This is a genomic window from Streptomyces africanus (assembly GCF_002150735.1).
In the GTDB taxonomy this organism is placed as follows: Bacteria; Actinomycetota; Actinomycetes; order Streptomycetales; family Streptomycetaceae; genus Streptomyces; species Streptomyces africanus.
Genome location: NZ_MUKA01000022.1, coordinates 1 through 12,131, shown reverse-complemented (window position 1 = coordinate 12,131; position 12,131 = coordinate 1). Strand labels below are relative to the sequence as shown.

Genomic DNA, 12,131 nt, shown 5'->3' with positions numbered 1-12,131 from the left:
GTTACCTGTCCGCGCTTCCCGTCCGGGGCCGCCCCGCGTGCGTACACCTTCGCAAGGGCTTGTCCCGGACTTTCCTTTGCCTTTGAAACGGCTTTGACGACGGGAGTGAACCTCTTCCCCCGAGACACCGTCCTAGAGGGCGCAATGTCGCCGGATGCCCGAATCGGCACCGGATCCAAGGTCTCTCGCAGAACTACGGGATGCGATGTCTGTCAGGACAGATGAGGAAATGTCGGGCGAGGTTCCGAGTCGTGGCGGCGCCACGGCAGGAACCGGCCGGATGAACCGCGTGCGCCACCTGCTGCGCGGACCACGCCCCGAGGCCGCCCCCCTCCTGGTCGGCAGAGCCTGCGCCCTGGTGGGCGTCCTGGACATCGCCGCGGGCGTCTTCCCGCGCTTCAGGCACAGCCGAATGCACGCCATCGCCGAGGTGCTGCCCGGCGCGCTCGGCCCGTTCGCGGCCGCTCTGTCCCTCAGCACCGGCGTACTCTTGCTGCTGCTCGCCCACGGCCTCAAGCGCGGCAAGCGCCGGGCCTGGCGGGCGGCCGTGGCCCTGCTGCCGGCCGGCGCCGTCGCGCAGTTCACGTACCGGCACTCGATCGTGGGCGTGCTGATCTCCCTGGCCCTGCTGGCCCCCCTGCTGCGGCACCGCGACCAGTTCGACGCCCTGCCCGACCCGCGCAGCCGCTGGCGGGCGCTGGCCAACTTCGTGCTGATGAGCGCCGGTTCGCTCCTGCTGGGCCTGCTCATCGTCAGCGTCCACACCGAGCGCATGGTCGGCGACCCGAGCCTGGCCGACCGCATCACCCACGTCCTCTACGGCCTGTTCGGCTTCGAGGGCCCGGTCGACTACCAGGGCAACACCTCCTGGACCGTCGCCTTCTCACTCGGCGCCCTGGGCCTGCTCACCGCCGTCACCACCATCTACCTGGCCTTCCGCCCCGAACACCCGGCCGCACACCTCACCGGGGAGGACGAGGCGAAGCTGCGCGCCCTGCTGGAGCGGCACGGCGGCCGCGACTCCCTCGGCCACTTCGCGCTCCGTCGCGACAAGGCCGTCGTCTTCTCCCCCAGCGGCAAGGCGGCCGTGACGTACCGCGTGGTCTCCGGCGTGATGCTCGCCAGCGGCGACCCGATCGGCGACGTCGAGGCCTGGCCCGGTGCCATCGAACGGTTCATGGACGAGGCCAGGGCCCACTCCTGGACACCGGCCGTCATGGGCTGCTCCGAGACCGGCGGCGAGGTGTGGACCCGCGAGACCGGGCTCGACGCCCTCGAACTGGGCGACGAGGCGGTGGTGGACGTCGCGGATTTCTCCCTCGCCGGCCGCGCGATGCGCAATGTGCGCCAGATGGTCAAACGCATCGAGCGCGCCGGTTACGAAACCCGGGTACGACGTGTCCGTGACCTCAGCGACGCCGAACTGGAGCGCATCCGGCGCGCCGCCGACGACTGGCGCGGCACCGACACCGAGCGCGGCTTCTCCATGGCCCTGGGCCGCGTCGGCGACCCTGCCGACGGCGACTGCCTCATCGCCACCGCCCACAAGCAGGACGACCACCCCGGCGCATACGGCGACCTGAAAGCGATCCTGCACTTCGTGCCCTGGGGCACCGACGGCGCCTCGCTGGACCTGATGCGCCGCGACCGCTCGGCCGACCCCGGTATGAACGAACTGCTCATCGTGGCCGCCCTCCAGGCCGCCCCCAGGTTCGGCATCGCGCGCGTCTCCCTCAACTTCGCCATGTTCCGCTCGGCGCTGGCCCGCGGCGAGAAGATCGGCGCCGGCCCGGTGCTGCGCGTCTGGCGCGGGCTGCTCGTCTTCCTCTCCCGCTGGTTCCAGATCGAGTCGCTGTACAAGTTCAACGCCAAGTTCCAGCCGCGCTGGGAGCCCCGCTTCGTCGTCTACCGGGCCTCCGGAGACCTGCCCCGCATCGGCTTCGCCGCCATGCAGGCCGAGGGCTTCGTCAACCTGGCGCTTCCGCTGCCGCGTTTCCTGCACCGCCGTCGCCCGGCCGGCCGCCGCCCGTGCGCCCACGGCACGACGACGGAACGCAGCGTCAGAGCGGCGTGACCTGACGGGACCGACCCGGGCCGCAGCGCCTGACGGCCCTCCCCTGGGCCTACGCTGAACATATGAGCAACCAGAGCGGACGCGGGCGCGTGGCGGGCCTACCGGAATGGGGCCGCTGCGCGGTCATGGGAGTCGTGAACGTCACCCCCGACTCCTTCTCCGACGGCGGCCGCTTCTTCGACACCACGGCCGCCGTCAAGCACGGCCTCGACCTGGTCAGCGAGGGCGCGGACCTGGTCGACGTCGGCGGCGAGTCGACCCGCCCCGGCGCCACCCGGGTGGACGAGGCCGAGGAACTGCGCCGCGTCGTCCCCGTCGTCCGCGGCCTGGCCTCCGAGGGCGTCACCGTCTCGGTCGACACCATGCGCGCCTCCGTCGCCGAACGGGCCCTCGCCGCGGGCGCCGCCCTCGTCAACGACGTCAGCGGCGGCCTCGCCGACCCCCGCATGATCCCGGCCGTCGCCGACGCCGGCGCCCCGTTCGTCGTCATGCACTGGCGCGGCTTCCTCCAGGGCGGCAACGTGCGCGGCGAGTACGCCGACGTCGTCACCGAGGTCGTCGACGAACTGCACGCGCGCGTGGAGGCCGTCCTGGCGGGCGGCATCGCCCCCGACCGGGTCATCGTCGACCCGGGCCTCGGCTTCTCCAAGGACGCCGAGCACGACCTCGCGCTCCTGGCGGGCCTCGACCGGGTCCTCGCCCTCGGCCACCCGCTGCTCGTCGCCGCCTCCCGCAAACGCTTCCTCGGCCGGGTCCTGGCCGGCCCGGACGGCCCGCCACCGCCCGCACGCGAACGCGACGCCGCCACCGCCGCCGTCTCCGCGCTCACGGCGCACGCCGGCGCGTGGGCGGTCCGCGTGCACGAGGTGCGCGCCACGGCGGACGCCGTACGCGTCGCCCACGCCATCGCAGCGGCACGCACCGGCGCAGAAGGAACCCGGTGAGCGCCCCGCACACCGACGTCGAACAGGTCGAGGCCGCCAACACCGCCTTCTACGAGGCACTGGAGCGGGGCGACTTCGAGGAACTGGCGTCGCTCTGGCTGACCCCCTCCGACCTGGGCGTCGACGAGACGTACCACGACCCGGCCGACAGCGGCGTGGTCTCCTGCGTGCACCCCGGCTGGCCGGTGCTCACCGGCCGCGGCGAGGTCCTCCGGTCGTACGCGCTGATCATGGCGAACACCGACTACATCCAGTTCTTCCTGACCGACGTGCACGTCTCCGTCACCGGCGACACCGCACTGGTGACCTGCACGGAGAACATCCTCAGCGGCGGCCCCGCCCCCAAGGGCGACGAGGAGCTCGGCCCGCTCGTCGGCCAGCTCGTGGTCGCCACCAACGTGTTCCGGCGCACGCCCGCGGGGTGGAAACTCTGGTCGCACCACGCATCCCCCGTTCTGGCCGAAAACGACGAGGACGAGCAGGACGAACCCCCCGCGTGAGTGGGTACGTGCCAGGAAGTGGTTGGAATCACGGACCCGCGGGTATGGGCGGCTACCAACCCGTGAGCCGCCGGGTTCCCCAGGGGAAACGCCGGGTGAATCCTGCCGGGTCCCGCCCGGGCCCACGCCCCCGAGGCCCGGCCCCGCCCGGGCTCGCAGGTAGATTCGACTGAGGCCGGTGTGCCGCCCGCACACGGCACGGACCGGCCGGCACCGACGATTGCAGGAGTGATTCGCGTGGATCGTGTCGCGCTGCGCGGCCTGAAGGCCCGCGGGCACCACGGGGTGTTCCCGAGGGAACGCGAGGAGGGCCAGACCTTCGTCGTGGACCTCGTCCTCGGCCTGGACACCCGGCCGGCCGCGGCCGACGACGACCTGGCGAAGACCGTGCACTACGGCATCGTGGCCGAGGAGGTCGTGGCCGTCGTCCAGGGCGAGCCCGTCAACCTCATCGAGACGCTCGCCGAGCGCATCGCCCAGGTATGTCTGAAGCACGACGGGGTCCGGCAGGTCGAGGTCTGCGTCCACAAGCCGGACGCCCCGATCACCGTCCCCTTCGACGACGTGACCGTCACCATCACCCGGAGCCGAGTATGACTGCACCCTTCCTCAAGGGCCCCAGCGACCCGACCGTACAGCCGGTACCCGCCTCCGTCGTCGAGAAGGTCGACGCCGCCGACACCACGCTCAGCAATCCCAAACGGGCCGTGGTCGCCCTCGGCTCCAACCTCGGCAACCGCCTGGAGACCCTCCAGGGAGCCATCGACGCCCTGGAGGACACGCCCGGCGTCCGCATCAAGGCCGTCTCCCCCGTCTACGAGACCGAGCCCTGGGGCGTGGACCCCGGCAGCCAGCCCGCCTACTTCAACGCGGTCGTCGTCCTCAAGACCACCCTCCCGCCCTCCTCGCTCCTGGAGCGCGCGCACGCGGTCGAGGAGGCCTTCCACCGCGTCCGGGACGAGCACTGGGGCCCCCGCACCCTGGACGTCGACATCGTCTCCTACGCCGACGTCGTCTCCGACGACCCGCAGCTCACCCTCCCCCACCCCCGCGCCCACGAGCGCGCCTTCGTCCTGGCTCCCTGGCACGACCTGGACCCCGAGGCGCAGCTGCCCGGCCGCGGCCCCGTCGCCGGTCTGCTGGACTCCGTCACCCGCGAGGGCGTCGCGCCGCGCACGGACCTGGAACTCCGGCTGCCCGAGTAGCCGTTAAGGTCGAGACGGCCGCAACCGGGCCGGAGCCGGGGGAACCGAAGGGACACTGTGAAAGAGCTGCGCATCAGGGTGCTGGCCGGCGTCTTCGTCGTGGCGGGGGTGCTGTCCTGGGCGGGCGCCCGCCTGTGGAACGCGGTCGGGACCCTGCCGAGCGTCCCCCTGGCCGCGCCCATCGTCCTGGCCGTGATCGCCGTGGTCCTGCTGGCCACGGCGCTCTCGCTGCGCGCCCGGCTGAAGGCCCAGCGCGAGCGGCAGCCCGACGCCAAGGGCGTCGACCCGATGATGGCGGCCCGCGCGGTCGTCTTCGGCCAGGCCAGCGCCCTGGTGGCCGCCCTCGTCGCCGGCATGTACGGCGGCACCGGCGTCTTCCTGCTGGAGTCCCTCGACATCCCCGCCCGCCGCGACCAGGCCATCTATGCCGGCTTCTCCGTCCTCGCGGGCATCGGCGTCATAGCGGCGGCCATCTTCCTGGAGCGCGTCTGCAAGCTCCCGGACGACGACGAACACGAGGGCACGGGGGCGGCCCCGACCACTTGACCTCTCCTGGGTTCACCAGGGCTGGCGGGCGAGGTGTCCGTTGACCAGGAAGCCGGGGTGGGGGTCGAGACGGTAGCTGTAGAGGATGAACGGCTTGTTCGTGGTCGTCCGCCGCCGCACCTCATGCACCTGGGCCCAGGTGACCTCTCGGAGTTGCAGCGAGTGCTGCTCGGGCCTGAAGGTTCCTCGTCCCGGCCAGCTGTCGGCTACGACCAGGTGTGAGGCCCTCGAGTGTCTCTGTGTCCCGAAGCACCACGCGAGGGAACCGCTGCCGCATGTGGTGCGCGTCCCCGCCCACGTACTGCCTTACCAGGTCGGCCAGGTACGACGAAACCACACGTACACGAAAGCCAGGGACCTGCCGCTGAAGGTAACCGGAAGGCCGTGTCACCGCTTGCGGCCGAGCGGGCAGTCCGGTGGTCGCCGTCAGACAGGCCGCATACCGGGAAGCGAAGCCCTCGTCGTTGACGACGACGGACACATAGCTTTTGCCGACGGTCCCGTCAGAACACGTGGCCCCGAGGAAGTAGCCGAATTCATAACCCGACTTGATCGTCAACCGCCCCCGGCACAGCTTCCGCGCAGGAGTCCACGCCAGGACAGTCCCCTCGGCATCCCGCGCGTGAACCCACCCATCCGGCGTGCCGAGCAGCTGATCCGGCGCCACCGTGAACGTCACATGATCGTCCACCACGTCCACCACCTCGCGGACCCGGAGGGTCGTCACCTCCTTAACCGTTGTGGGGACCGTGCGCTCCCCGTCCAAGGTCCAGAGGCGGCAGCCCACCTGGACGCTCCGCGCCTGGAGGCGACCACCGACGGCGTTCAGCGTCTGCTTGCTCGGCAGCCCATATCTCACTGCAACCCCCCGGTCAGCGATCAACCTCACTGATCAGGGAAGGTACCGGGCACCACTGACAATCCGGTCAGCGCGCCAGTATCAGGCTCATCGCCTCAGCCCGGGTCGTGGCATCCCGCAGCTGGCCACGGACCGCCGATGTAGTCGTCTTGGCCCCCGGCTTGCGAATGCCGCGCACGGACATGCACATGTGTTCCGCCTCGATGACGACGATGGCGCCCCGCGCCTCGAGGATCTTCATGAGGGAGTCGGCGATCTGCGTGGTGAGTCGTTCCTGCACCTGCGGTCGCCGGGCGAACACCTCGACGAGACGCGCCAGCTTCGACAGGCCGGTGATCTTTCCCGTCTCGGCCGGGATGTATCCCACGTGGGCTACGCCGTGGAACGGCAGAAGATGGTGCTCACAGAGGGAAACGATCTCGATGTCCTTGACCAGGACCATCTCATCGTGCCCCAGGTCGAACGTAGTCGTGAGGACATCCTCTGGCTCCTGTCGAAGCCCTGCCAGAAGCTCCCGATACGCCCGCGCCACCCGCGCCGGCGTCTCCCGGAGCCCCTCGCGGTCAGGGTCCTCGCCGACCGCGATCAGCAGCTCCCGTACGGCGTTCTCGGCCCGCTTCTCGTCGAACTCGCCGATCTGGCCCTCGCCGTCCAGCATCACGGGGTCGGTCATCTGGTGCCTCGTTCCTGTGTCCTTCACGGGGCGGCCTGCACATATGGCGGAAAGCCGCGCCCCCCAGGCTAAAACCTGGGGGGCGCGGCATCCATTCCGGGCCCGGTGGGCCACCGGGAGAGCGGTGGTCAGCTCTCGGGGCGGTCCTCCGGGGCTCGCTCGGGCGCCGGGGCGGGTTCCGCCGCGGTGCTCTTGGCGGTGGAGATGGCCGGCGTCGCGCCGTTCGCCCCGTTCGTCAGGGCCAGCTCCTTGGGGGAGAGGACCGGCGGGCGGGTGGACGGCGTACGGCGGGAGGAGCCGGTCCAGGCGGGCCGCGGCGGGCGCTTGACGACCGGGGCGAAGATCTCGGCGATCTCCTCCTTGCCCAGCGTCTCCCTCTCCAGCAGCTGCAGCACCAGGTTGTCGAGGACGTCGCGGTTCTCGACCAGGATCTCCCAGGCCTCGTTGTGCGCGGTCTCGATGAGCTTCTTGACCTCTTCGTCGACCAGCGCGGCGACCTCTTCCGAGTAGTCGCGCTGGTGAGACATCTCACGTCCGAGGAAGGGCTCGGTGTTGTCGCCGCCGAACTTGATCGCGCCGAGACGCTCGGTCATGCCGTACTGCGTGACCATCGCGCGGGCCAGGCCCGTGGCCTTCTCGATGTCGTTGGCGGCACCCGTCGTCGGGTCGTGGAAGACGAGCTCCTCGGCCGCGCGGCCGCCCAGCATGTAGGCCAGCTGGTCCAGCATCTCGTTGCGCGTGGTCGAGTACTTGTCCTCGTCCGGCAGCACCATCGTGTAGCCGAGGGCGCGGCCTCTCGACAGGATCGTGATCTTGTGGACGGGATCGGAGTTCGGCGAGGCCGCCGCGACCAGGGCGTGTCCGCCCTCGTGGTACGCGGTGATCTTCTTCTCCTTGTCCGACATGATCCGGGTCCGCTTCTGCGGGCCCGCGACCACACGGTCGATCGCCTCGTCGAGCATGTGGTTGTCGATCAGCTTCTTGTCGCTGCGGGCCGTCAGCAGGGCGGCCTCGTTCAGCACGTTGGCCAGATCGGCACCCGTCATGCCGGGCGTACGGCGGGCCATGGCCGACAGGTCGACGTCCGGCGCGACCGGCTTGCCCTTCTGGTGAACCTTCAGGATCTCCAGACGGCCCTGCATGTCCGGGCGGTCGACGGCGATCTGCCGGTCGAAGCGGCCGGGGCGCAGCAGCGCCGGGTCGAGGATGTCGGGCCGGTTCGTCGCGGCGATCAGGATCACGCCGCCCTTGACGTCGAAGCCGTCCATCTCGACGAGCAGCTGGTTCAGCGTCTGCTCGCGCTCGTCGTGACCACCGCCGAGGCCGGCGCCGCGGTGGCGGCCGACCGCGTCGATCTCGTCGACGAAGACGATCGCCGGGGCGTTCGCCTTGGCCTGCTCGAACAGGTCACGGACCCGGGAGGCACCGACACCGACGAACATCTCGACGAAGTCGGAACCGGAGATCGAGTAGAACGGCACGCCTGCCTCGCCTGCGACGGCACGCGCGAGCAGGGTCTTGCCGGTACCGGGCGGGCCGTACAGCAGCACGCCCTTGGGGATCTTGGCGCCGACGGCCTGGAACTTGGCCGGCTCCTGGAGGAACTCCTTGATCTCGTGGAGCTCCTCGACGGCCTCGTCCGAGCCGGCGACGTCCGAGAACGTCGTCTTGGGGGTGTCCTTGGTGATGAGCTTGGCCTTGGACTTCCCGAAGTTCATGACCCGGGAGCCGCCGCCCTGCATCTGATTCATCAGGAACAGGAAGACGACGACGATGAGGACGAAGGGGAGCAGGGAGAGCAGGATCCCGACGAACGGGTTCTGCTTGGACGGCGAGACCGTGTAGCCGTCCGGGATCTGCTTGTCCTGGAACTTCGCCTGGAGCGTGTTGGCAATTGTCACGCCCTGGTCGCCGATGTAGCTCGCCTGGATCTTCGAGCTGCCCTCGATCTTTGTGCCGTTCTTGAGCTCGGCCTTGATGGTCTGCTCGTCGCCGGTGGTCAGCTTGGCCGATTCGACCTTGTTGTCATTGATCGCCTGGACGACCTGGCCGGTGTCCACCGTCTTGTAGCCGCCGGACGAGCCGACGACCTGCATCAACACGACCACGGCAAGGACGGCCAGCACGATCCACATGACCGGCCCACGGAAGTATCGCTTCACGTCCATCCATACGGAGCGGTGCCGCCCCGTCCCTCCTGCCATAGTGAGTTTGATAAAGGCTGTTCTTCGGACGGTACCCCAGCATTGTCACCTGAAGCCGCGCGGGACGACTGGCGATCCGTCTACGCATGCTCCAACGGCGGGAAACCCGCTGGGGTTCCCGATCATCGTCACGGCACCCCGGCCGGAATGTCAGCCGCCGTACACGTGGGGCGCGAGCGTACCGACGAACGGGAGGTTGCGGTACTTCTCGGCGTAGTCGAGCCCGTAGCCGACGACGAATTCGTTGGGGATGTCGAACCCGACCCATTCCACGTCGATGGCGACCTTCGCGGCCTCGGGCTTGCGCAGCAGCGTGCACACCTTGAGGGAGGCGGGCTCGCGCGAGCCGAGGTTGGAGATCAGCCAGGACAGGGTCAGGCCGGAGTCGATGATGTCCTCGACGATGAGGACGTGCTTGCCCTTGATGTCGGTGTCGAGGTCCTTGAGGATCCGCACCACACCGGAGGACTGGGTGCCCGCCCCGTACGAGGATACGGCCATCCAGTCCATGGTGAGGGGGGTGGACAGTGCCCGGGCGAGATCGGCCATGACCATCACCGCGCCCTTGAGGACGCCGACGATCAGCAGGTCCTTGCCCGCGTACTCCGCGTCGATCTTCGCGGCCAGTTCGGCCAGCTTGGCGTCGATCTCTTCCTTGGTGATGAGTACCTGCTGAAGGTCGGCACCCATGTCTTTCGCGTCCACCCGCATCACTTTCGGTCGTCCCTGACTGAGTGGCCCCTCCACCGACTGCTCGGAGGGGGACGTGATTCAGCCTTGCCGAATCACCAGTCTGCCACCCTGCCGCCGGGCCATGACCTTGCCGGGGAGGTTGATGGCACCCTGACCGCGCCAGCCGGTGATCAACCGGTCGACTTCCTCGAGGTGCCGGGCGAACAGCGAACCGGCCGGGGCACCGGCTGCGATGGCGGCCCGGCGCAGCACTCGGCGGCGTACGGCGGGCGGCAGGGCGTAGAGCTTCGCGCACTCCAGGTGCCCGGCGGCGTCGCGGACGGTGGCCTCGGCCTGGGCGGCCCAGGAGTCGAGGGCATCGGCGTCGTCGCGGGAGAGCTGTGCCGTACGGGCGAGGGCCTCGACGACGCCCTTGCCGAGGGCCTTCTCCAGGGCGGGCAGGCCTTCGTGGCGCAGCCGGGAGCGGGTGTAGGCCGGGTCGGCGTTGTGGGGGTCGTCCCAGACGGGCAGGGACTGGACCATGCAGGCCTTGCGGGCGGTCTGCCGGTCGAGTTCCAGGAAGGGGCGCCGGTAACGGCCGCCGGCCCCCGAGACCGCGGCCATTCCGGACAGGGAGCGGATGCCGGAGCCCCGGGCGAGACCCAGCAGGACGGTTTCGGCCTGGTCGTCCCGGGTGTGACCGAGCAGGACCGCGGTGGCGCCGTGGCGTTCGGCGGCGGTGTCGAGTGCGGCGTAGCGGGCGTCGCGGGCGGCGGCTTCGGGGCCGCCCGCGCGGCCGACGGTCACGGCGACGGAGTCGACGGGGTCGAGGCCGAGTTCGCGCAGGCGCTGGACGACTTCCGCGGCCCGCGCGCCGGAGCCGGGCTGCAGGCCGTGGTCGACGGTCACGCCGCCGGCCCTGATGCCGAGCTTGGGGGACTCGAAGGCGAGGGCGGAGGCGAGGGCCATGGAGTCGGCGCCGCCGGAGCATGCCACGAGCACGAGCGGCGGGGATGGGGGTACCTCCCGCTCGATCGAAGCCGAGAGTGGGGGAGGCTCGTGCGAGGGGGCGTGCGGGACTGCGGCGGTGGTGCTGTGGTGTTCGGTGAGCAGGTCGTGGAGGACGCGGCGGACCGCCAGGCGTATCGCCGCGACCGCAGGATGGGGACCCATGTCCGGTTCCCTTCATGAAGTTTTCGGGGGGTGAACCCGAGTGTCGGTCACGCAGAGTGTGTAGATGGTGACAGAACCGGGCCGTTCCCCGAGCATTGCACGCCTACCCCTCGCTCACGGTCCCTCGGACGGGTGATTGGAGGGGCGTTCGCCTGCCGTCGGCCCGTTTCCTTTCACGACCTCACCGCGATGTTCACTACTCGGTCCTGCGATGCACCCGCGCGATCCAGTCCGCCGGTTTGGCGATCTCCGTCTTGGTGGGGAGGGTGTTCGGCGAGGTCCACACGCGGTTGAAGCCGTCCATGCCGACCTCGTCGACGACGGCGCGTACGAAGCGTTCGCCGTCCCGGTACTGACGGAGCTTGGCGTCCAGGCCGAGCAGCTTGCGCAGGGCCAGGTCCAGGCGGGAGGCGCCCTTGGCGCGGCGCTGCTGGAACTTCTCGCGGATCTCTCCGACGCTCGGCACGACATCCGGTCCGACGCCGTCCATCACGAAGTCGGCGTGGCCCTCCAGCAGGGACATCACGGCCGTGAGACGGCCGAGGATCTCGCGCTGGGCGGGGGTCTGCACGATCTCGACGAGCGAACGGCCGCCGTCGTCCTCCTCGGCCTCGGGACGGCCCCCGGCGAGGCTCTGCGCGGCCTCCCGTACGCGTTCCAGGACGGTCATGGGGTCGACGTCGGTCTCGCTCAGGAAGGACTGGATCTCGCCCTCGAGGTGGTCGCGCAGCCAGGGCACGGCCGTGAACTGCGTGCGGTGCGTCTCCTCGTGCAGGCACACCCAGAGCCTGAAGTCGTGCGGGTCGACGTCGAGTTCGCGCTCCACGTGCACGATGTTCGGGGCGACGAGCAGGAGCCGGCCGCCGCTGTTCTCCCCCGCCGGGAGCTGGCGCGTAGCCGGGGCGAACGTCTCGTACTGGCCGAGGACGCGGGAGGCCAGGAAGGACAGGAGCATGCCGAGCTCCACGCCGGTGACCTTGCCGCCGACGGCGCTCATGACCGCGCCGCCGGGGGTGTTGCCGCGCCGGTCCTGCATCTTGTCGAGCAGGGGCTTCAGCAGTTCCCGGAAGCCGGCGACGTTCGCCCGGATCCAGCCCGGGCGGTCGACGACCAGGACGGGGGTGTCGTGGCCCTCCTCCGTGCCCAGACGAGTGAAGCCCCGGACGTGTCCCTCCGAGGCCTTGGCATGCCGGCGCAGCTCCGCGACGACGGCCCGGGCCTCGTCGCGGCTGACGTCGGGGCCCGGCCGCACGAGCCGGGTCGCGGTCGCGACCGCGAGGT

General features: G+C 70.3%; 11 protein-coding genes. 6 read left to right on the top strand and 5 right to left on the bottom strand.

Features of this window, described 5'->3' with window-relative positions; translation table 11 throughout:
- Window positions 1-229: 229 nt before the first annotated feature.
- The 6 genes from CCL05_RS03640 to CCL05_RS03615 all read left to right on the top strand — a co-directional run bounded on the left by CCL05_RS03640 (window position 230) and on the right by CCL05_RS03615 (window position 5,269).
- Window positions 230-2,074 (top strand): phosphatidylglycerol lysyltransferase domain-containing protein, encoded by a 1,845-nt coding sequence (locus tag CCL05_RS03640; RefSeq protein WP_086559025.1) that lies wholly within the window; start codon window positions 230-232, stop codon window positions 2,072-2,074.
- 62 nt (window positions 2,075-2,136) lie between these two features.
- Window positions 2,137-3,018, top strand: coding sequence for a dihydropteroate synthase (folP, locus tag CCL05_RS03635; RefSeq protein WP_086559024.1), 882 nt, complete (start codon window positions 2,137-2,139; stop codon window positions 3,016-3,018).
- Window positions 3,015-3,518, top strand: coding sequence for a nuclear transport factor 2 family protein (locus CCL05_RS03630; RefSeq protein ID WP_086559023.1), 504 nt, complete (start codon window positions 3,015-3,017; stop codon window positions 3,516-3,518). Before folP ends, CCL05_RS03630 begins: the two co-directional genes overlap by 4 nt.
- Before the next feature lie 237 nt (window positions 3,519-3,755).
- Entirely contained in the window at window positions 3,756-4,115 is a 360-nt protein-coding gene (folB, locus tag CCL05_RS03625) for a dihydroneopterin aldolase (protein WP_086559022.1), read from the top strand.
- Complete coding sequence (folK, locus tag CCL05_RS03620) at window positions 4,112-4,723, top strand: 2-amino-4-hydroxy-6-hydroxymethyldihydropteridine diphosphokinase (RefSeq protein WP_086559021.1); 612 nt, start codon at window positions 4,112-4,114, stop codon at window positions 4,721-4,723. The genes folB and folK overlap by 4 nt, the downstream gene beginning before the upstream one ends.
- Before the next feature lie 57 nt (window positions 4,724-4,780).
- Entirely contained in the window at window positions 4,781-5,269 is a 489-nt protein-coding gene (locus CCL05_RS03615) for a DUF3180 domain-containing protein (RefSeq protein ID WP_086559020.1), read from the top strand.
- A 926-nt stretch (window positions 5,270-6,195) separates the two neighbouring features.
- Here CCL05_RS03615 and folE read toward each other — a convergent pair.
- The 5 genes from folE to CCL05_RS03585 form a co-directional block, all read right to left on the bottom strand.
- Window positions 6,196-6,801: a GTP cyclohydrolase I FolE gene (gene folE / locus CCL05_RS03605; protein WP_086559019.1), complete on the bottom strand. Its 606-nt coding sequence runs from the start codon at window positions 6,799-6,801 to the stop codon at window positions 6,196-6,198.
- A 128-nt stretch (window positions 6,802-6,929) separates the two neighbouring features.
- Window positions 6,930-8,969 (bottom strand): ATP-dependent zinc metalloprotease FtsH, encoded by a 2,040-nt coding sequence (gene ftsH, locus CCL05_RS03600; RefSeq protein ID WP_086559018.1) that lies wholly within the window; start codon window positions 8,967-8,969, stop codon window positions 6,930-6,932.
- 186 nt (window positions 8,970-9,155) lie between these two features.
- Window positions 9,156-9,716: a hypoxanthine phosphoribosyltransferase gene (gene hpt, locus CCL05_RS03595; RefSeq protein WP_020270244.1), complete on the bottom strand. Its 561-nt coding sequence runs from the start codon at window positions 9,714-9,716 to the stop codon at window positions 9,156-9,158.
- 60 nt (window positions 9,717-9,776) lie between these two features.
- Window positions 9,777-10,850 carry a tRNA lysidine(34) synthetase TilS gene (gene tilS, locus CCL05_RS03590; protein WP_086559017.1) on the bottom strand — a complete coding sequence of 358 codons (1,074 nt, stop codon included), beginning with the start codon at window positions 10,848-10,850 and terminating at the stop codon, window positions 9,777-9,779.
- A 196-nt stretch (window positions 10,851-11,046) separates the two neighbouring features.
- The coding region (locus CCL05_RS03585) for a zinc-dependent metalloprotease (protein ID WP_107400416.1) at window positions 11,047-12,131 on the bottom strand (1,085 nt) is incomplete at its 5' end.

What these genes read in the sequence shown, in the direction of transcription:
- CCL05_RS03640 (WP_086559025.1), top strand. Translation starts at nt 230, where the DNA reads ATGTCGGGCGAGGTTCCGAGTCGTGGCGGCGCCACGGCAGGAACCGGC.
- folP (WP_086559024.1), top strand. Translation starts at nt 2,137, where the DNA reads ATGAGCAACCAGAGCGGACGCGGGCGCGTGGCGGGCCTACCGGAATGG.
- folK (WP_086559021.1), top strand. Translation starts at nt 4,112, where the DNA reads ATGACTGCACCCTTCCTCAAGGGCCCCAGCGACCCGACCGTACAGCCG.
- folE (WP_086559019.1), bottom strand. Translation starts at nt 6,801, where the DNA reads ATGACCGACCCCGTGATGCTGGACGGCGAGGGCCAGATCGGCGAGTTC.
- ftsH (WP_086559018.1), bottom strand. Translation starts at nt 8,969, where the DNA reads ATGGACGTGAAGCGATACTTCCGTGGGCCGGTCATGTGGATCGTGCTG.
- hpt (WP_020270244.1), bottom strand. Translation starts at nt 9,716, where the DNA reads ATGCGGGTGGACGCGAAAGACATGGGTGCCGACCTTCAGCAGGTACTC.
- tilS (WP_086559017.1), bottom strand. Translation starts at nt 10,850, where the DNA reads ATGGGTCCCCATCCTGCGGTCGCGGCGATACGCCTGGCGGTCCGCCGC.